The following is a 16,304-nucleotide window of genomic DNA, read 5'->3' as shown; positions in this document are numbered from 1 at the left end:
CCGGATCATGCCTTTTAGTGCGACGACAGCGCCGACGGACCGGTCTCCGGGTGGATCTCGGCGGCCATCATGCCCTTGGAGCCGGGCCCGAACCGCACCAGCACATACTGGCCGGGGCGCAGCTCGGTCATGCCGAAGCGGCGCAGTGTCTCCATGTGCACGAAGATGTCGGGCGTGCCCTCGCCGCAGGTCACGAAGCCGAAACCGCGCAGCCGGTTGAACCACTTGACCTGTGCACGCTCGAGCCCACTGGTTGCGGTCACCGTGACATGGGTTCGCGGCGGCAGCATCTGCGCGGGGTGGATCGCGGTCGACTCGTCCATCGAGACGATGCGGAAGGCCTGGTAACCCTTCGCGCGCTGCACGCATTCGACGACGAGGCGCGCACCTTCATAAGCGGTCTGATAGCCGTCGCGCCGCAGCACCGTCACATGCAGCAGGATGTCGGGCCAGCCATTGTCGGGGACGATGAAGCCGTACCCCTTGGAGGCGTCGAACCATTTGATGACGCCGGAGACTTCGACGAGGTTGGCCGCGGCGTCGCCGAGACCGGAGAAGGCATCCATCGCCGGATCGCGCGGCCCGCTGCCGTACTCGCCTTGTCCAATCCTGCTTTGCCCAACTCCGCCTATCGGCGGTCCGCCGAGCTTCTTGGACTCAAATCCGTCCGACCCCATGACCCCGGACCCCACACATCAAATGCAGAGCGCCGACGTTGCGGCGCACCCTGTACACGCTGCTTTCCATGACCAATTCATTTGGACGCTGCGCGAATCTCTCAACCAAAAGATAACACTCCCGCTTCCCGGGCATAGCTAAAAAACGATTCTTGCGGGAACTATGAACAGGCTTGCACAGCCGCGAATCAATCGGGCGTCAGTTGCCGACGAAAGGACCAAGCGTGTCGCCGATGTCGTGACGGATCACCAGATCGGCGATGTCGTCCTGATCGGTCGGCTCGTTGTTGATGATCACGAGCCGCGCACCGCTCTCCTTGGCCATCATCGGAAAGCCCGCAGCGGGCCACACCACCAGCGAAGAGCCGATCGCCAGCAGCAGGTCGCAATGCCTTGCGAGTTCCGTCGCGCGGTGCATCGCATCCTCGGGCATCGACTGCCCGAACGAGATCGTCGCGGTCTTCACCGGATCACCGCACTCGGTGCAATCGGGCGCACCACCGGCCTTGTCGAACTGCAGCTTCACCCAAGAGAGGTCGTAGGCCTTGCTGCAACCGATGCAGCGGGCGTAGGTGGTGTTGCCGTGCAGCTCGATGACATCATCGGCCTTGAAGCCCGACGCCTGATGCAGATTGTCGATGTTCTGGGTGATGACGCCGGGAATCTTGCCTGCCCGGTACAGCGACGCGAGCGCGCGATGCCCGCGCCCCGGCTTGGCGGCGGCAAATGTCGGTTCCATCGCGAAGCGGCGGCGCCATGACTCGTCGCGCGCCTCCTGGCTGGCGACGAACTCGTCGAACGGGATCGGCCGGTTGCGGGTCCACAGCCCGCCGGGCGAGCGGAAGTCGGGAATGCCGCACTCGGTGGAGATGCCCGCTCCGGTGAAGGGCACGATCGAGGACGCCTCGGCAATCATGTTGCCGAGCCGCTCGACGCCGCTGCGCAGGTCTTTTGCAATCGCGTTTTTTGCAATCACTGGAAATTTTCCGGTTGGCCGCCGCGACTATAGCACGGCCCGACCGATTGCGAGCTCGAGGGCGATGCGGCCGGCTGCGAGCCGCTTCGCCGCATCGGCCCGGTCACTGCCGCCTCAGCATCATCACATTCCTGCACGGCCTGCTCCGCATTGACGCCCAATTCGCCCACGCCAATGCGCGCGGGATAGGACCACTACGATGAGGATGGGCAATGACCGATCAGGAAGAGCGCGTCGCGCGCGAGCGCGAGGAGATCGTCGCACGCGTTGCCAGCTTCAGGGCGACGCAGCAGAAGTTCGAGCGCGATCGCCAGGAGTATTACGACAACACGCTCGGCAACGTCTGGAACGGATTTCAGCGCAAGAGCGCCTGATGTCGTCCACGCGCGCATTCCCGCGCTATCGCATCATGACGCACAAATGAGAAAGCCCGGAGCGATGTGCTCCGGGCTCGTCGCCGTTACCAATAGTGGCGATAGTAGTGGTGCCGGTAATACGGACCGCGATAGTAGGCGTAACCGTCGTCGTAGTAGCCGTAGCGCGGGCCGTAATAACCGTAGCCGGGCCCGTAATAATAGCCTGGGCCGTAATACGCACCGGCCGCGCCCGCGGCGAGCGCGCCGGCGGCCAGACCGAACGCCAGGCCAGGTCCGATATGACGCGCCTGCGCCGGCGCGCTGACCATCGTTGCGCCAACCGTCGCAACTGTGGCCAAAACTGCCAATGTCCTTTTCATGCGCAACCTCCTCACGTCGTTATGTGCACCAACGCGAGCGGATTGGGATGGTTGCAGCAAAACGCCTGTTCCGGTTCCCCAGCCATGCGATAGCGCAGAGCTACCATCGGTTAGCGCCGGAACAAAAACACAACCTCAGTGATTAGCTGCGAAGTGAGCGAGGTTGGCATCGATGCCGGCGTGGATGGAACTGCTGCTGAACGTGATGGGCTTTGCCGGCTTTATCGGCATCGCGGTGTATCACAAGCATCCGAACGGGAAGCTGCCGGACTGAACGCCGGCGTCGTCCCGGGATTTGCCGCGCCTCAGTTTGCCTTGCGCGCCTCTCCCGCCGTGCGGACCAGCCGGTCCGCCTTTACGAGTACCTTGCCACTGTCCGGCTGCGGCCGAAGCCAGAAGCTGATCACCATAAAGACGGAACAGAACAGCACGCCCACCACCATCACACGCCGGTGGGTCGGTCTGTCAGCGCTATGGAACGACGGCATCATGGCTATCACCTGCGACCATCTCTAGCGCAATCGCAGGTGGTGGCAACGCAATGCCACGCTTAACCTAACTCGGTAGGGTTAGCGGTGGCCCGGTATGGCGCCGGCGGGGATGTCCTGATCACCGGCTGCTGTGGAATCCACAACATATCCCGCGCTTGTCCGCAGCAAATTCACAGGGGCCGTAAGCCCGTTTCCTCAACAGGCTTCGGCGCTTGCCGCGCACTCGTCCACAGCCTCGCCCGATCAGGCGTCCGCCAGGCGTTTCAGGGTTGCCTGGAAGCTCAAGCTGCGGGTTCCGACCAGCACCGTCCCCAACACCTCGGCCTGGTCGCCGCTGAAGGTGCCGGAGAAGCCGCTCGTCACCTCCTGCCCGGCGAACAGCGGCCGGGCGAACGGATCGGAAAACGGCGAGTGCTGGTTGGTCCTGAGGTGCCCCTTCCAGGTGCCCTCGCCGGCCGTGTAGGCGCCGATCGACCAGAAATACGGCCCGCCGCCGATCAGGAGACCATCCCGCAGGATCAGGACGCCACTGTCGCGACCGCGCACGCCGTCGGTCATATGGATATGGATCGAATAGAGCCCGTTCCGCATCGATCGCGCCGTCCGGTCCTGAACGGCCGCAGTATGACGCCAAGCCGGGCGGCGCGCGAGCACGCCGATACCGCCCGGCCGCCGATTCGGGCCGAAAGCGCGGATCCGGACGCTAACAAGTCGTTAAGAAAGCCCTGACAAGGTTCGGACCGCCGGAGGGAGAGAGCCATGCTCATTTACCCCGTACCTGTCGAAGTGACGCAAGCCAGGGTGCAACTCGTCGTCGATCAGACGGCGAAGGAGCAGCCGCGCATCATCAATGCGGATGTGCTGGATGTATTCGCAGCGAAGAACCAGGCCGACCGTGACGCCGTTGAGACCATTCTCGACATCAAGGTGTGAGAGCGGAACCACCCAACCGCGTTTGATCGGCTGGGCAGCAATGCCGGTTGCTGCACATTGCGCATCAGCCGCGGGGCGCGATCAGCTTTTGCTCGCATCCACCAGACGGAACAACTCGACTGCGCGCAGGTAGTCGTGGGTGACGTCAGGGGATATCCATGAGCAAGCTCATAATCATTTTCATCGCTGCGCTCGCCGTCGTCAGCGCCTCCGCCCTCGCCCAGAATGCCGGTCCGGCCCCGCAATCCGGCATGGAGCGCCCCGAGAAAACCCATGGCGCCACCGAGAAAGGTTCCATGGACACCACCGGCATGAACGTGAACCGGGCCAACCAGTCCGAGACAAAGGACGCAGCAAAGGGCGCAGCCAAAAAGGACAACGCAAAGAAGTAGGTGCGCCCCTGGTGCAAACTCACCGTCGACAAAAACAGCGTACGGGAACAGGAACGGATTTTCAGTTCAGCCGTTGGTGTGACGAGCGATACAACGAGGGAGAAATCCACCGGAAATATCAGCTCAACAAGCCCCGTCAGCTACTTCGGTAACTGGCGGGGTTTTGATTCTGGAGGTGCCTATGTACGCCCTGTTTCGCGGCAAGACACAGCTTGGCAGATCGTTCGCGACCGAGAAGGAAGTCTGGGAGGCCGCGCTCATCGATGGCTTGGTGGAAAATGTTCCGCTCGCGGATGAGAAAATGTTCCGCTCGCGGATGAAATGGGTGGTCGGATCCTGCCTGCGGCCTATCGCGTCGAGCAGGTTGATGAATACGAGCCGCAGCCCAATTGGAAACCGGGCCGCTCCTGAAGCCGACACTTTGCAAGCTCACGGCAATCCGGCGAGAATCCCAACGGTCTTTTGAACCTTTTGCGCTGTGGGTCGACACAATGGCACTGGGGATTTCAGGGCCCAGCATCCGGCGCAGCGCTGTGGGACGAACATATTCCGTCTACGCGGCGCTGTTGCATTTTATAAATTCAACCTTAAGTTTGACGCCAACAGTTGACGGCTCACGCCCTGAGAGATCCCCAGTCCGTCAGCTGGGAAAGCCCCGCATCCAGCCTGCGGGGCTTTCTGTTTTTGCGGTGGCGGAACCTTCCGCGGCGAGCACCGTTAGGTGTCCGGTTGCCCGCACGATCTCCCCAAGGCCGGTCGGCATCAGGCCTCGCGAGCCCGCTCGCGGGGTTTTGCTTTTTAGATGATGTCCAACCTCGCGCGTCCTTGATTGGCGGTGATGGGCATTCAATGAGATAGAGGCACGTGCCTCCAAGGCTCGACCACGAAAGCCCTGTCCTGGAATTATCCTGGGCGGGGCTTTCTCGTATCGCGTGCGCGCATGCTTGCGGCGATGCGGCGGCGCATAAAGCTTTAGATACTGCGCCAATTGGGCGGCAACCCCTGAGTGCTAGCAAGGCGTGGCGTCAGGGGCAGCCCATGTCAGAAGACCAATCGTCAGCCGATCTCGCGCCGATCATGTGGAAATGATTCGTGCGGCTGATCTGGTTCGGCAGCATCGGATGCTTTCAGTTCGCCGAGATCGAGCGATACCTGAGCGGCAACACATGGCCCCTTTTTCGGCCTCTACGCCGGCCTGCTGTTCGCTCTCGTCATCTGGTTCATGGCCTGCGCGATCCGGAACATCGCTCAGCGCAGGGAGGCGCGGCACGGCCCGCCGGCCTGACGGGATTCCGTTAAGGGATCGAGCGTTCACGCAATCGCGATCACGAATGGCGGGAAAGCGCGAACGGCAGCGGGGCAGACCCGCACGTTAGCGCTGCCCCTTGATGCGATTTGCTGCTATTTTTCGTCCCCGACCATCCCGCCCAAACAAGCATCTCTGCAAGAATCTGAACCTGCCAGGAGGACAACAATGCGCTATCTGCACACCATGCTGCGCGTCCGCAATCTCGATGTCGCGATGAAATTCTATCAGGACGCACTCGGGCTGAAGGAAGTGCGCCGCATCGACAATGACAAGGGCCGCTTCACGCTGGTGTTTCTCTGCGCGGAGGAAGACCTCCATCTGCTCAAGTCGCTGCCTCAGACCCGCGGCGCGCCGCTGGTCGAATTGACCTACAATTGGGACGAGGAGAAGTACGGCGAAGACCGCCATTTCGGCCATCTCGCCTACGAGGTCGATGATATCTACGCGACCTGCGAGAAGCTGATGAAGATGGGCGTCACCATCAATCGCCCGCCGCGCGACGGCAATATGGCGTTCGTGCGTTCGCCCGACCTGCACTCGATCGAGATCCTGCAGAAAGGCGATCCGAAGGCGCCTGCCGAACCGTGGGCCTCGATGCCCAACACCGGCCACTGGTAAGACGCGAAAGTAAACGCCGCACCCGAACGCACGTTCCTGTCCGCACGTCTCCATCGCTGACGGGCGGGACAATCGCGAGGCGAGACAATCTCTAGGAACGTGTCGCAACCGTTGAAGTTGCCTCCTCATACATTGAATGCGAGGAGACAACGAGATGGGAAAAGGAATTCTGCTTTGGCTGTTGGGTGTGCCGATCCCGGTGATCATCGTGCTGTGGTTGTTGTTCGGTCGCTGACCGCGTTTTGATGCTGCGTATGAGCGAGGCTCTGCCGCGATGCGGTGGAGCCTCTTTTTTTTGCTCTCGATACAATTCACCGCGCGCTTTTCCCCGGCGTTTCGGCTAAGAACGCGCGCAAAGCACAACAGCGGGAAGAATCGCGAGATGGACAGCAAGCCGCAACTGACGATCTGGGGCCGGGCCAATTCGGTCAACGTGCAGAAGGTGCTCTGGTGTCTCGCCGAGCTCGACCTTCCCTATCAGCGCATCGATGCCGGCATGCAGTTCGGCAAGAACGATCAGCCCGAATATCTCGGGATGAATCCGAACGGCCGCGTCCCGACGCTGGTCGACGGCGACTATGTGCTGTGGGAATCCAATTCGGTGATGCGCTATCTCTGCATGGCGTACGGTCAAGGCTCGCCGATCTATCCGCAGGCGCCGAAGGCGCGCGCCGGCGTCGATCGCTGGCTCGACTGGACGCTGTCGACGCTGCAACCGGTCGACCGCCCGGTGTTCTGGGGGGATCGTGCGCACGCCGCCGGAGCAGCGCGACATGGCCAAGATCCAGAAGGACGCCGATGCCGAGGCCGTGGTGTGGCGGGTCGCCGAGGCGCAGCTTGCAACGCACCGCTTCTTCGAGGGCGATCAGTTCACCATCGCCGACATCGCGCTCGGCGCTTTTGCGCGGCGCTGGTTCGGCGTCGAGGGCCTCACCAAGCCGAAGCTGCCCAATCTCGAGCGCTGGTTCGGCGAGATCGCGCAGCGGCCGGCCTTTGTCCGCATCGTCGCGCCGCCGATGTCGTGAGCGGCAAGGCGGTTAGAGCCTAATCTTTCGGAAAACCGCTTCGCACTTTTCCGGATCATGCTTCAACGTCCGCTGGACATCCCCGCACCAACACTGACGGCGCCACCGAGTTTCACGCAGGTGTCGGTGCCTTCGACCTTGACGAAGCCTGGTCCGTAGGACGCGCAGGGATTGCGGCGCGTCACGGATTTTGACGGCAAGGTCCTGCCGGCATCGGGCGGCGTCTGGAAATTGCGGCGATCGCCGGCTTGGGCGAGCGCTGCGGCGGGGAGCAGGACGGCGATGAAGGCGAAACAGGTCTTGCGCATCCGGCCTTTTATCGCGCGCGGCCGGATGAGGCTAGATCATGCTGCGAAGGGGTCGCATCGTGACCTGGCTTCTCCTTTTTATGGCGCGATCTTTTCGGAAAACCGGCGTCCACTTTTCCGGATCACGCGTCAGCGCACGAATTTGACGCCGAACGTCCTGCCTCGCGCCAGACCACCTCGCAGGCGCGCCCGGTGCGGGCGTCGCGCGAAAACGCCAGCCGCAGCTTGGCCGGCAGCGTGTTGTTGTCCTGGACCGTGATTTTTGCGCCGGTCGAGGACATGTCCTCGACCACGCAGGGCCGCGCCGCGAACCCGCCATCGAGCGTGATCCAGCCGGACTGACGCAGCGATTTGCGCGCTTCGCGCTTCTTGGACCCAAGAGCCATCACATCATCCCCCGGGATCACGCCTATCGCCGCTGGCTTACCAAAGAGTTGCGAAATCGTGGCGGATTGCAGCGATTGCGGGCTTGTTCACACCCGCGGGGACGGCGCGGCAAAGCCTCCACCCGAAAGACAATCCGTTCAATTGGCCGGATTTCCGGTTCGGCCGTAATGGCGCTCCGCGATGGGGCTCCCTGGCGACGGCAACGGTCGTACGCAAATGGGGTAATCCACGCGCGCCTTTGAAACTCACTCGAACCTATGCTTTCCCCAAGGGGGCGACGGCCGTGCACCGCTGGACGGACAGTGGCTTTGACGGCTCGCCCATAGAGAGAGAAAGGCTTGTGCCGATGCTGGCGCGCTCACTGGACCGCCTCTTGCCGACGCTCAAAGCGATCAACGCCGATGTTTTCGCCAAACGCGCATTCGAGTTCGCGTTTTGGATGAAACTGCGGGCTCAGCAACGAATGTCCGGCATCTATGAACCCTGCTTCACCCAATTGGTTGATCTGGCCTTAGACGATTATCGCGGCAAGAGAGTGCTCGATATCGGCTGCGGCCCACTTGGTACATTAGAGTGGGCCGACATGACGGTCGAACGCGTTGGCCTCGACCCGCTGGCTAACCTCTATCAAAAGCTGGGAACTGATAGCCACAAGATGACATATGTGACGGCTCATTCCGAAAGTATCCCCTATCCGGACGGCCATTTCGACATCGTTTCCTGCTTCAATGCGCTCGACCATGTCGATGATCTCGATCAAACAATCGCGGAGATCAAGCGAGTAGTAGCAAAGGGTGGAATATTCTTGCTGGGCGTCGATACTAACCACGCGGCGACGATTGCTGAGCCGATCACAATCGACTGGGACATCGGTAAGAAATTTCACCCAGAGATGAGCATCGAAGTCGAGCGGCATTATGAACGGTCATCGACCAACTATATCGATGTGATGAATAGCAAAGCGTTTTTCGATCACGCCGACCCTCGCCCCCGCCCCGGCATCATCATTCTCAAACTTCGCAAGGTACTTTAGTCCGATCGTCGCCGCAGTGGTCGGCGCGCCGTCGTCCGCTTCAATGAAATTGAGGAAAACTCCCAAACCATTTTTGCCGGTTGGGAAAATCGTCGACAACCAAGGAAAAATCAGGCGCTTAAGCTGCCAATGGCGCTCCCTAGCGGTGCGATCCGTGTCGCAGGCGATCCTGTTGATATCTCTTAAAAATATTGAATTTGTTGACTTTCCCGCACGCCTGCGCGGATGGTCTACGTCCAACAACGGGTGCAACAGGGCTGGAATGCCGGAGCGTCTAACCAAGCGGAAGGGATACTGGCACTTCGTGCGCCGGGTGCCGCCCGAGTTCGCCGAGATCGACCCTCGCGGCATCGTCAAGCTGTCGACCAAAATCCGGGTTGCCGACGACCGTACCGGCATCCGGGCCGGCCGGGTGGCCGACCAGCTCAATATCGATCTGGAAGCCTCCTGGCGGGCCGCAGCGGGCCAGGGAACCCAGGACGCCATCGTGGCGCTCGAGGAGGCCCGGCAGCGCGCGCAGGCCCTGCAGCTCGCCTACCGGCCGGTCGACGACGTCGCGAAGGAGGCTCTCACCGAGATCCTCCGCCGGCTCGACGCCCTCGCGATCGGCGATCGGCGGCACGATCCGGCGACCGCGGCCGCTGCGCTCGGCGGCGTCGACCTGCCCGAGATCAAGCTGTCCGGCCTCTACGACGAATTCGCGATCGCCAAGAAAACCACCATCGCGAAGATGTCGGCCGGCCAGTTCAAGAAATGGAAGAACGGCAAAAAGCGCGCGGTCGAGCTACTGATCACGGTCGTTGGCGACAAGGTCATCACCCAACTCACCCGCGACGACGCGCTGAAATATTCTGACCATTGGACCGAGCGCGTCGTCGACGGCGAGGTCGTGGCCGACACCGCGAACCGGAACCTTACGCATATCACCGGGATGCTGTCGGCGGTGTCCCGACGTCACCGGCTCAATCTCGATCGCGTGTTCGCGGGCGCCAGGCTCGAGGGCGAGAAGTCGCGCCCGCGGCCCCCCTTCTCACCATGGTGGATCGTCAACCGCCTCCTGGCGGATGGCGCGCTGGAAACCATGAACGACGAGGAGCGTGCGGTCATCCTGGTGATGATCAACACCGGCGCCCGGCCGAGCGAGATCATCAACCTGCGCAGCCGGCACATCGTGCTCGACGGACCGATTCCGTTCATCCGGGTGCGGCCGGACGATCGCGTCCTGAAAACCGAATTCTCCGATCGCGACATCCCGCTGGTCGGGATCTCGCTCGAGGCGATGCGCCAGTTTCCGGACGGCTTTCCGCACTACCGCGACAAGGGCGACTCGCTGTCGGCCGCGGTCAATGCCTACTTCTCCGATCATGGCCTGCGCGAGACCGTGGCGCACACGCTCTATTCGCTGCGGCACGGCTTCAAGGACCGGCTGCGTGCCGTGGAGACGCCCGACGAGCTCAAGGACGAGCTAATGGGCCACGACACCAAGAAGCCGAAATACGGCGACGGGCATGGCCTCGATCTGAAACGGAAGTATATCGAACGGATCGCGCTCGCACCCGGCATGACTGTCACGGCCCCACTGCAGCTGGTAAAGGCCAGCGCCTAGCTGTGGACCGCGATCCTCGCAATCATGCTGGTCGGCGGTATCGCGCTCTGCACGAGCACTGATCCACTGCCCATGCCGGCATCTGTTGACCAACTCGTTGTAGGCGGGCGCTGGCTCCCGGGTAGTCCTAGCGGCTTCTCTCTCGGGGCATTGGGCGCGATTATGGGGAATGGGATCCAAGTCTCGGGAGTACATGTTTGGAGTGACCGTCAGGCATCTGGCCGAACGCGCAGCTGAGGCGCGCCGGGAGGCCGACGTGCTGGGCTGTCAAGCCTGGAACGCCCGAATGCTCGCCTTCCAAGGACCGGCCCAGCCGTCCCCGGCCCTCGGCGACGCGCTCAATGCCGGCTACCGCTATCTTGAGGTCAAATGCCTCGGCTGCGAGACCCATCAAACGGTGGCGCTCGACGTCGTGCGACGGCCGAAGTGGACCCCGATCCACGAGCTGGAACGCTACATGCGGTGCAAGCAGTGCTCCAGAGCGAACGGCTACCCCTTCAAGCGCAGCCATCTTGTGGCATTGCGGACCACGAAGATTTCAAGCATGAACCCACCGTCGATATGGTGGCCGGGGGAACGATAGGCCATGTTGGCTGCACCGAGACGAAACAACTAAAGCGCTTGATCTACGGTAAGCACGTCGAGAGAATGCGATGCTACCGGCGGGGCCTGCCGAGGTGGGACAGATGAAAGACGAACGACGTGGCACGGCGACTGAGTACAGTCCCGCCTTCGTCCGCCTGGTGGATGGCTACATCGCCCAAGGCCACCTAACCGCGCTTCAGAGCCTTCGGTCTATCTACACCGCGGCCACCCGCAGACCGCTGGTCTCCAACAGCCAAGACAATCTGGATCTGATGTCGATCTTCGAAACTCGCCTCGCTCTTTTGGACGAAGCAATTACCACCGTCAGTCTCGCGGCTCTCAAGCGACACCTCAGCCAAGAATGAAATCTGTAAGCGACCGCCCCTACTCCAACCCCGAGAACGCCGCCCGCAGGATCATGGAGCACGCGAGAGCGTTCGAGCCCATCCAGGACGGCCGGATCTACATCGAGAAGATCAACCGGCCGATGATCGACGAGGACAAGTCGACGCCGGCCGAGTATTGGGCTGGGCTACAGCACGCGATCGCCCAAGGCTGGCTCGAGTACCATGAGAGTGGAACGTTCGTGAGATTGACGCAGTCTGGGAAAGAGCTGTTCACCTGAAAAGAAACGGCCCCAGCTAGGGGGGCAACCCGGGGCCGAGGTAACGTGCCATTCCTGATGTGGGCGAGCAGTCAAAACGCGAGGAGTCGGGCTGGCGAGCCTCACGATGCTTTCTTCATCTTTTTCTTTTTGGATCTGATGACGTCGGCTTGCGCCCGGTAGGCCCGTGCGAGTGCCTGCAATCCTTCCGCTAGGTCGCGGTCGAGAACGGACAGTGCTGCGCGCTCTGCCTTGTCAGCGTGCTTGCGAAGGGACTTAATCATCTTAGCCATAGTAGGCAGGTCCTAGTGTGGAACGTACTCGTAGGCAACGAGCGCCCCGAGTCCGAGCATGGCAACCAAGACTGCTATAGCGAACGGATTGCGGGCGCATGTCGCTTCCCCCAATTCCAAAAGCCTCTGCGTCAGAGATTACTCCAGAGGGAGCCTATGTGAAAGAAATGTTCCTGTGGGTGCTGATCGGCACCCTTATCATCCTGTCTCTGACGACCGTTCTAGCCAAGACGAGCTTGGGAGCTGGTCAGGACGAAGACGTATTGTTCGCCGTCCAGGTTGCGTCATTGCTTGCGTCAATCATCGCTGCGGCAGGCCTGTTGGTGATGTTGAACCGGCCCGACGTCCGCTAGGGCGGGGTTAGCATCCGCTCAATGTAGGCGTTGACGGTTTCGGCGAAGTTGTGCCGATCTCCAACCACGGCGTCGCGCTGTTTTAGAACGTCGTCCTGAATCAGGCGAAGACCACTCCTGCGGGCGCCTTCGGGCGTCACCTCCAGATACTCGGTGATCGCGCGTTCGGCCAAGGGAATGCCATTCGGGTCGCCCTTGGCGATCAGGTGGCGCAGGACGCCCTTGCAAGTCTCTAAGTGCGGCATGTCCTGATATGTGGTTCCGGTTCTGCCGTTTGTCCATTCGGAACCATGTTCACCCACGGAGGACACCGGATAACATCCCTACGGCGACGGCCAGTGTTTTGGGCGGCTCGCGCCGCTTAATGCTCGGGATGAGGTGTTGCGCCGAAGAACGCCGGGTCTTCGGCGATGTAGTCGAACACCTCGCCGTAGCTGAGGCCGAGCTTTTCGTGGATCAGCGCCCAATGCGCACCATCAGGAAGGTCCAGCGCGTCGACCTCCTGGATGACCTCACGCACGCGCTCTTTCGAAGGGCGGCTCATATCCGGCCTAAAGAAAAGCGGCCCCAGCGAGGGGGCTGGGGCCAAGGTCAACCCTGTCATCGCGTCAAGCGCCGGGATCATGCGGCGCTTCTGGGACCCACTGCGTGAGTGGTCCGCATCTGAATGCGTACCGGTCATGGGGTTTGTGACAACCCAGAAACACACAGGGAATCATTAACTTTTTCTTAGCTATAGTCGGGCGCTCACGCCCGAAAAGAAACGGCCCCAGCACCCTTGGAGGTGATGCTGAGGCCGTTCCTCATTCCAGCCTTGCCGAGCCGCCGATGCAATGATTAGGCGCCCCACTGGGCTTAAGCAAATTGACCTTAATGAAACTGTCCGCCCAGTGCCGGGATGATCGAATCAAAGTCTGAGCCCGTCAATTAACTTGCGTTAATCAAAGGTAAACAACTTCCAAAAATGCTTAACGGGATGGGAAATCCGGCCCCCGATACCTATTTCACGGGCATGCTCAAATTCGATTTTTGCCTGCCGACTGTTGGGAAAGCGGTCCCGGCCGGCCCTGAGTGGTTCCATGAGATCAAGTATGACGGCTACCGCCTGCGCCTCGAGCGCGACGGAGATCGCGTCCGGCTGATCACTAAGGGCAGCCATGATTGGACCAAGCGCTTCCCGTGGATCGTTGAGGCCGCGCTGAAGAACCGCCAGAAGCACTTCGTAATCGACGGCGAGGCCATCGTCCGCGGCGTAGACGGCTACTCCGACTTCAATGCCTTGCACTCAGGCAAACACAATACGGAGGTCGAGATGCTGGCATTCGATATCCTGGCCCTGGACGGAGAAGACCTGCGGGACCTGCCGCTCTCGATGCGGAAGACCAACCTGCAGCGACTGCTCGCGCGCCGGCCGGAGGGGATCTTCGTGTCGGATTACGAGCAAGGCGAGATCGGCCCTGACCTATTCCGCAAGGCCTGCGAGTTCGGCTTTGAGGGTCTGGTGTCCAAGCGATCGGATCGGCCTTACCGCGGCGGTCGGTGCCCGCACTGGATCAAGGTCAAGAACAGGATGCACGCGGCCATGTCGCGGGAGTTTTGAATGATCAAAGACGCATTCGACCAATGGTTGGAATGGGTCGGGAAACCGCTGAAGAGCAAGCTCGCGATACCGGTCGAGATCTGGCGCCCGGCTTCCGAGCTCTCACCCGAAGATCAGCTTGACCGTCAGAAGGTCAATGAGGCTGTCGCGAGGCACAAAGAAGAGCCCGACGCGTCCCGCCAAGCATAGGAACCATCCATCGTCCGGAAAATTATTGCAATTGTGGATGCGTCCCGCCGCCCAAGTTGGTGCATTCACATTTAGTCCCGGCGCTCCTCCCCAGAGCGCTGGGACTTATCATTTTGGCAAAGGACCGGCGCCACGCGCTGGGCCGAGGTCCGAGCGAGTGCGACTGCGAGATCAGCGCTTGAGATGGATGTCGACGAAGTTGGTCACGATCCAGCCGACGCCGCCGCTCAACCCCACGGCGGCCCAGTAAAGCCAGCGGCTGGCATTGCGCACGCCGGTCGCCTGCACCTGGACATTCTGGACGGCCTGAACGGTCGGCTTCATGTCGGCGATGTCTTTGGTCGCCGTCGCGACCTCGCCCCGCATGGTCGTCACCTCGGCCCGCAGCGCCTCGACCTTCTGATGCAGATCCTTGCGACCCTCGGATGCCTTCGCCTCCATTTGCGTCCAGGTATGCAGCAGCGTCGCGACGGTCGACTCGAGACCGCCGATCTTGGCGGCCATCTGCAGCAAGGCGGCATTCACGCTCGCCATTTCGTCACCGCTCATTTCGCCCGCTTTCGCTTGAACAGGCCGAGGCGCGGCGCCGGCTGTTCGACCGGCGCGATGTTCTCGCAGGCGACGCCTTCCACGCGGCCGATCCCCTCGCGGACGTCCTGGTATTGGCAGACGGCGCGACGCAGGCAGGCATTGACCTTTGCCAGCGCGGCGCGGTCGGTTTTCCAGAGCCGCTCGATCTCGCCGGCGTCGAGATCACGATCCGGCGTATCGACCGGCGCGCGCTCGCAGGCCGCAACGTCCGCCGGCAACGCAGGAATGTTCGGCGCGTCCGGAGGCGGAGGCTGCAGCTTGTCGACGCTACCGGACCCCACGCACCCGGCGAGACATGTCGCGAGTAAAGCACTTGTTAGGATTAGCCGGCGTTGCATCGATAGCCCCCTGGTTAGATTGCAGTTGCGCCTCGGCCGCCGCGGCGCGCCCGGCGTCGCGTCTCTGCAGAGCGTTGGCGAAAGCGAGCTGGCGATCCTTCTCCTCGAGGCGCGCCTGCAATTGAGAATTCTGTGCGGCGACCTGCGCCGCCTCGCACTTGTCGTCTGCCGAGCGATAGCCGGCGTTGTAGAGATGCGCGGCGCCTGCGATCGCGCCGCCGCCGGCGAGCAGCGCCAGGGCGCCGGCAAACAGCGCGCCGGCGGCGAACGGCGAGAGGCTGACGCCCGCAAGGCCGGCCAGGCGCATGAGGATTGCGACGATCCAGCTCATGCGTGTTTCCCCGCGCGATAGTCGGCCAGGCGGCGCTGCTCGAGCGTGTCGGCGACAAACCAGACCAGGACGCCGACGCCGGCGACGACGACCAGGGTGGCGACGCCGATCGCGATCGCCTGGATCGCGCCAGGCGTCAGGCCGAGGCCGCCGACCGCGTCCTTTGCCGCCGAGACCTGCGTCGCGCGATCGGTCAGCCAGGCGAGCACGCCGGCGCCGCCAAGGCCGCCGGAGCCGCCGAATATCTTGCCGGCCCATCTCTTGGCGCGGTCCGTCAACGCGATCGTCTGTGAGCCCTCGTCGCGCAGATCCTCGACGGTCGCGGTCGCCCGCGTCTCGGCCACCTGGCGCGGCGTCTGCGGCTTGCCGAGCTCGGCGATCAGCTGGTCGTCGATGTCAGGCGTCAGCGGCAAGCCGCGCGCATTGCGATAAGCCAGGATCATTCCCTCGGTCCGGCCCTGCGGCGATTGCTCGCCGTCGACCTGGCCGACGTCGTAATAGCCGAGCTCGCGCAGCCGCCGCTGGACGTAGGCGATTGCGTCCGGATCGACCGGCGCCGGCGTCGTCGCGAGCTTCGCATGCTCACGCGGATGCGAGGCCGCGAGGCCATGCTCGAAAAGCGCCGCCTCGTCGTCGCGGCGGATGCGTAAGCCCTTGTCGTCAGGCCAGAGCCGTTTCATCGATCGGATCAGGCCAGGGATCTTGGCGAGCTCGCCGCTGCCGATCGCCGCCTTGATCTGGCGCATCTCCGACCAGCGCGGCCCCGGTTTATTGAAGCCGACGGCGTCGCGGTTAAACGCGATCGAGAGGATGACGCCGACGCAATCCGGCGAGAGCTCGTCGAGACCAGGCAGCAGCCGCCGGCAGATCGCCAGATAACGCGGGATGTCATGGTTCGAGAACACCTCGAGCGCGACGTCCCAAGGGAT

General features: G+C 62.3%; 26 protein-coding genes and 2 pseudogenes. 14 read left to right on the top strand and 14 right to left on the bottom strand.

Features of this window, described 5'->3' with window-relative positions; translation table 11 throughout:
- Window positions 1-14: 14 nt before the first annotated feature.
- Together AC628_RS07485 and AC628_RS07480 are read right to left on the bottom strand one after the other, a co-directional pair.
- The gene (locus tag AC628_RS07485) at window positions 15-677 is read right to left on the bottom strand and encodes a cold-shock protein (protein WP_074126089.1); all 663 of its coding nucleotides are present in this window, start codon (window positions 675-677) and stop codon (window positions 15-17) included.
- Between the two features lie 199 nt (window positions 678-876).
- Complete coding sequence (locus AC628_RS07480; protein ID WP_074126148.1) at window positions 877-1,593, bottom strand: SIR2 family NAD-dependent protein deacylase; 717 nt, start codon at window positions 1,591-1,593, stop codon at window positions 877-879.
- A 272-nt stretch (window positions 1,594-1,865) separates the two neighbouring features.
- On the opposite strand from AC628_RS07480, the gene AC628_RS43805 reads away from it, so the two are divergent.
- Entirely contained in the window at window positions 1,866-2,027 is a 162-nt protein-coding gene (locus AC628_RS43805) for a hypothetical protein (protein WP_168193327.1), read from the top strand.
- A gap of 86 nt (window positions 2,028-2,113) precedes the next feature.
- On the opposite strand, the gene AC628_RS07475 is transcribed toward AC628_RS43805, so the two are convergent.
- The 3 genes from AC628_RS07475 to AC628_RS07465 all read right to left on the bottom strand — a co-directional run bounded on the left by AC628_RS07475 (window position 2,114) and on the right by AC628_RS07465 (window position 3,471).
- Window positions 2,114-2,389: a hypothetical protein gene (locus tag AC628_RS07475; RefSeq protein WP_074126088.1), complete on the bottom strand. Its 276-nt coding sequence runs from the start codon at window positions 2,387-2,389 to the stop codon at window positions 2,114-2,116.
- Between the two features lie 305 nt (window positions 2,390-2,694).
- Window positions 2,695-2,880, bottom strand: a complete 186-nt coding sequence (locus tag AC628_RS07470) for a hypothetical protein (protein WP_074126087.1) — start codon at window positions 2,878-2,880, stop codon at window positions 2,695-2,697.
- A 243-nt stretch (window positions 2,881-3,123) separates the two neighbouring features.
- The gene (locus AC628_RS07465; RefSeq protein ID WP_074126086.1) at window positions 3,124-3,471 is read right to left on the bottom strand and encodes a GrlR family regulatory protein; all 348 of its coding nucleotides are present in this window, start codon (window positions 3,469-3,471) and stop codon (window positions 3,124-3,126) included.
- Between the two features lie 168 nt (window positions 3,472-3,639).
- Here AC628_RS07465 and AC628_RS43800 point away from each other — a divergent pair, with 168 nt between their 5' ends.
- From AC628_RS43800 to AC628_RS07445, 5 genes and pseudogenes are all read left to right on the top strand, one after another.
- Window positions 3,640-3,813 (top strand): hypothetical protein, encoded by a 174-nt coding sequence (locus AC628_RS43800; RefSeq protein ID WP_168193326.1) that lies wholly within the window; start codon window positions 3,640-3,642, stop codon window positions 3,811-3,813.
- A 158-nt stretch (window positions 3,814-3,971) separates the two neighbouring features.
- Complete coding sequence (locus AC628_RS07460; protein WP_074126085.1) at window positions 3,972-4,205, top strand: hypothetical protein; 234 nt, start codon at window positions 3,972-3,974, stop codon at window positions 4,203-4,205.
- 181 nt (window positions 4,206-4,386) lie between these two features.
- Complete coding sequence (locus AC628_RS07455; RefSeq protein ID WP_245321086.1) at window positions 4,387-4,671, top strand: hypothetical protein; 285 nt, start codon at window positions 4,387-4,389, stop codon at window positions 4,669-4,671.
- A 1,008-nt stretch (window positions 4,672-5,679) separates the two neighbouring features.
- Window positions 5,680-6,132, top strand: a complete 453-nt coding sequence (locus AC628_RS07450) for a VOC family protein (protein WP_050420326.1) — start codon at window positions 5,680-5,682, stop codon at window positions 6,130-6,132.
- Window positions 6,133-6,514: 382 nt separating this feature from the next.
- Window positions 6,515-7,157: pseudogene (locus AC628_RS07445) on the top strand (glutathione S-transferase family protein).
- Between the two features lie 62 nt (window positions 7,158-7,219).
- Here AC628_RS07445 and AC628_RS07440 read toward each other — a convergent pair.
- Window positions 7,220-7,465, bottom strand: coding sequence for a hypothetical protein (locus AC628_RS07440; protein WP_074126084.1), 246 nt, complete (start codon window positions 7,463-7,465; stop codon window positions 7,220-7,222).
- 129 nt (window positions 7,466-7,594) lie between these two features.
- Window positions 7,595-7,851, bottom strand: a pseudogene (locus tag AC628_RS07435) (PilZ domain-containing protein).
- A gap of 83 nt (window positions 7,852-7,934) precedes the next feature.
- Here AC628_RS07435 and AC628_RS07430 point away from each other — a divergent pair.
- The 5 genes from AC628_RS07430 to AC628_RS07410 all read left to right on the top strand — a co-directional run bounded on the left by AC628_RS07430 (window position 7,935) and on the right by AC628_RS07410 (window position 11,701).
- Window positions 7,935-8,885 carry a class I SAM-dependent methyltransferase gene (locus tag AC628_RS07430; RefSeq protein WP_143201486.1) on the top strand — a complete coding sequence of 317 codons (951 nt, stop codon included), beginning with the start codon at window positions 7,935-7,937 and terminating at the stop codon, window positions 8,883-8,885.
- Window positions 8,886-8,901: 16 nt separating this feature from the next.
- The gene (locus AC628_RS07425; RefSeq protein WP_245321085.1) at window positions 8,902-10,491 is read left to right on the top strand and encodes a site-specific integrase; all 1,590 of its coding nucleotides are present in this window, start codon (window positions 8,902-8,904) and stop codon (window positions 10,489-10,491) included.
- A gap of 169 nt (window positions 10,492-10,660) precedes the next feature.
- Complete coding sequence (locus tag AC628_RS07420) at window positions 10,661-11,074, top strand: hypothetical protein (protein WP_074126081.1); 414 nt, start codon at window positions 10,661-10,663, stop codon at window positions 11,072-11,074.
- A 103-nt stretch (window positions 11,075-11,177) separates the two neighbouring features.
- Window positions 11,178-11,441 carry a hypothetical protein gene (locus tag AC628_RS07415; protein WP_143201485.1) on the top strand — a complete coding sequence of 88 codons (264 nt, stop codon included), beginning with the start codon at window positions 11,178-11,180 and terminating at the stop codon, window positions 11,439-11,441.
- Complete coding sequence (locus AC628_RS07410; protein ID WP_074126079.1) at window positions 11,438-11,701, top strand: hypothetical protein; 264 nt, start codon at window positions 11,438-11,440, stop codon at window positions 11,699-11,701. Before AC628_RS07415 ends, AC628_RS07410 begins: the two co-directional genes overlap by 4 nt.
- Window positions 11,702-11,802: 101 nt before the next feature.
- On the opposite strand, the gene AC628_RS43795 is transcribed toward AC628_RS07410, so the two are convergent.
- On the bottom strand, window positions 11,803-11,973 hold the full coding sequence (locus AC628_RS43795; RefSeq protein WP_168193325.1) for a hypothetical protein: 171 nt from the start codon (window positions 11,971-11,973) through the stop codon (window positions 11,803-11,805).
- 158 nt (window positions 11,974-12,131) lie between these two features.
- On the opposite strand from AC628_RS43795, the gene AC628_RS07405 reads away from it, so the two are divergent.
- A complete protein-coding gene (locus AC628_RS07405; RefSeq protein ID WP_143201484.1) occupies window positions 12,132-12,326 on the top strand; it encodes a hypothetical protein in 195 nt (64 codons plus the stop codon).
- Here the strand turns inward: AC628_RS07405 and AC628_RS07400 are convergent.
- Both AC628_RS07400 and AC628_RS43790 read right to left on the bottom strand, forming a co-directional pair.
- Window positions 12,323-12,637, bottom strand: a complete 315-nt coding sequence (locus AC628_RS07400) for a hypothetical protein (RefSeq protein ID WP_245321084.1) — start codon at window positions 12,635-12,637, stop codon at window positions 12,323-12,325. The two genes, AC628_RS07405 and AC628_RS07400, sit on opposite strands and share 4 nt — an antisense overlap.
- Before the next feature lie 50 nt (window positions 12,638-12,687).
- Window positions 12,688-12,846 (bottom strand): hypothetical protein, encoded by a 159-nt coding sequence (locus AC628_RS43790; RefSeq protein ID WP_168193324.1) that lies wholly within the window; start codon window positions 12,844-12,846, stop codon window positions 12,688-12,690.
- A 456-nt stretch (window positions 12,847-13,302) separates the two neighbouring features.
- Here AC628_RS43790 and AC628_RS07390 point away from each other — a divergent pair, with 456 nt between their 5' ends.
- Together AC628_RS07390 and AC628_RS07385 are read left to right on the top strand one after the other, a co-directional pair.
- Entirely contained in the window at window positions 13,303-13,926 is a 624-nt protein-coding gene (locus tag AC628_RS07390) for an ATP-dependent DNA ligase (protein WP_349510105.1), read from the top strand.
- The gene (locus AC628_RS07385; RefSeq protein WP_074126075.1) at window positions 13,927-14,115 is read left to right on the top strand and encodes a hypothetical protein; all 189 of its coding nucleotides are present in this window, start codon (window positions 13,927-13,929) and stop codon (window positions 14,113-14,115) included. It begins immediately after the preceding gene.
- Window positions 14,116-14,286: 171 nt separating this feature from the next.
- Here AC628_RS07385 and AC628_RS07380 read toward each other — a convergent pair whose 3' ends face one another.
- From AC628_RS07380 to AC628_RS07365, 4 genes are all read right to left on the bottom strand, one after another.
- Window positions 14,287-14,664, bottom strand: a complete 378-nt coding sequence (locus AC628_RS07380; protein ID WP_074126074.1) for a DUF1515 family protein — start codon at window positions 14,662-14,664, stop codon at window positions 14,287-14,289.
- The gene (locus AC628_RS07375) at window positions 14,661-14,987 is read right to left on the bottom strand and encodes a hypothetical protein (RefSeq protein WP_074126073.1); all 327 of its coding nucleotides are present in this window, start codon (window positions 14,985-14,987) and stop codon (window positions 14,661-14,663) included. The genes AC628_RS07380 and AC628_RS07375 overlap by 4 nt, the downstream gene beginning before the upstream one ends.
- On the bottom strand, window positions 14,974-15,375 hold the full coding sequence (locus AC628_RS07370) for a hypothetical protein (protein WP_074126072.1): 402 nt from the start codon (window positions 15,373-15,375) through the stop codon (window positions 14,974-14,976). The genes AC628_RS07375 and AC628_RS07370 overlap by 14 nt, the downstream gene beginning before the upstream one ends.
- A partial coding sequence (locus tag AC628_RS07365) for a hypothetical protein (RefSeq protein WP_074126071.1) occupies window positions 15,372-16,304 on the bottom strand: 933 nt, incomplete at its 5' end. The genes AC628_RS07370 and AC628_RS07365, both read right to left, overlap by 4 nt.

This window comes from Bradyrhizobium sp. NAS96.2 (assembly GCF_001908235.1).
Taxonomy (GTDB): domain Bacteria; phylum Pseudomonadota; class Alphaproteobacteria; order Rhizobiales; family Xanthobacteraceae; genus Bradyrhizobium.
The sequence above is the reverse complement of the archived record's forward strand: the minus strand, read 5'-3'. Positions and strand labels throughout refer to the sequence as shown.

What these genes read in the sequence shown, in the direction of transcription:
- AC628_RS07485 (WP_074126089.1), bottom strand. Translation starts at nt 677, where the DNA reads ATGGGGTCGGACGGATTTGAGTCCAAGAAGCTCGGCGGACCGCCGATA.
- AC628_RS07480 (WP_074126148.1), bottom strand. Translation starts at nt 1,593, where the DNA reads ATGATTGCCGAGGCGTCCTCGATCGTGCCCTTCACCGGAGCGGGCATC.
- AC628_RS43805 (WP_168193327.1), top strand. Translation starts at nt 1,866, where the DNA reads ATGACCGATCAGGAAGAGCGCGTCGCGCGCGAGCGCGAGGAGATCGTC.
- AC628_RS07475 (WP_074126088.1), bottom strand. Translation starts at nt 2,389, where the DNA reads ATGAAAAGGACATTGGCAGTTTTGGCCACAGTTGCGACGGTTGGCGCA.
- AC628_RS07470 (WP_074126087.1), bottom strand. Translation starts at nt 2,880, where the DNA reads ATGATGCCGTCGTTCCATAGCGCTGACAGACCGACCCACCGGCGTGTG.
- AC628_RS07465 (WP_074126086.1), bottom strand. Translation starts at nt 3,471, where the DNA reads ATGCGGAACGGGCTCTATTCGATCCATATCCATATGACCGACGGCGTG.
- AC628_RS43800 (WP_168193326.1), top strand. Translation starts at nt 3,640, where the DNA reads ATGCTCATTTACCCCGTACCTGTCGAAGTGACGCAAGCCAGGGTGCAA.
- AC628_RS07460 (WP_074126085.1), top strand. Translation starts at nt 3,972, where the DNA reads ATGAGCAAGCTCATAATCATTTTCATCGCTGCGCTCGCCGTCGTCAGC.
- AC628_RS07455 (WP_245321086.1), top strand. Translation starts at nt 4,387, where the DNA reads ATGTACGCCCTGTTTCGCGGCAAGACACAGCTTGGCAGATCGTTCGCG.
- AC628_RS07450 (WP_050420326.1), top strand. Translation starts at nt 5,680, where the DNA reads ATGCGCTATCTGCACACCATGCTGCGCGTCCGCAATCTCGATGTCGCG.
- AC628_RS07440 (WP_074126084.1), bottom strand. Translation starts at nt 7,465, where the DNA reads ATGCGCAAGACCTGTTTCGCCTTCATCGCCGTCCTGCTCCCCGCCGCA.
- AC628_RS07420 (WP_074126081.1), top strand. Translation starts at nt 10,661, where the DNA reads ATGGGATCCAAGTCTCGGGAGTACATGTTTGGAGTGACCGTCAGGCAT.
- AC628_RS07415 (WP_143201485.1), top strand. Translation starts at nt 11,178, where the DNA reads ATGAAAGACGAACGACGTGGCACGGCGACTGAGTACAGTCCCGCCTTC.
- AC628_RS07410 (WP_074126079.1), top strand. Translation starts at nt 11,438, where the DNA reads ATGAAATCTGTAAGCGACCGCCCCTACTCCAACCCCGAGAACGCCGCC.
- AC628_RS43795 (WP_168193325.1), bottom strand. Translation starts at nt 11,973, where the DNA reads ATGGCTAAGATGATTAAGTCCCTTCGCAAGCACGCTGACAAGGCAGAG.
- AC628_RS07390 (WP_349510105.1), top strand. Translation starts at nt 13,303, where the DNA reads ATGGGAAATCCGGCCCCCGATACCTATTTCACGGGCATGCTCAAATTC.
- AC628_RS07385 (WP_074126075.1), top strand. Translation starts at nt 13,927, where the DNA reads ATGATCAAAGACGCATTCGACCAATGGTTGGAATGGGTCGGGAAACCG.
- AC628_RS07380 (WP_074126074.1), bottom strand. Translation starts at nt 14,664, where the DNA reads ATGAGCGGTGACGAAATGGCGAGCGTGAATGCCGCCTTGCTGCAGATG.
- AC628_RS07370 (WP_074126072.1), bottom strand. Translation starts at nt 15,375, where the DNA reads ATGAGCTGGATCGTCGCAATCCTCATGCGCCTGGCCGGCCTTGCGGGC.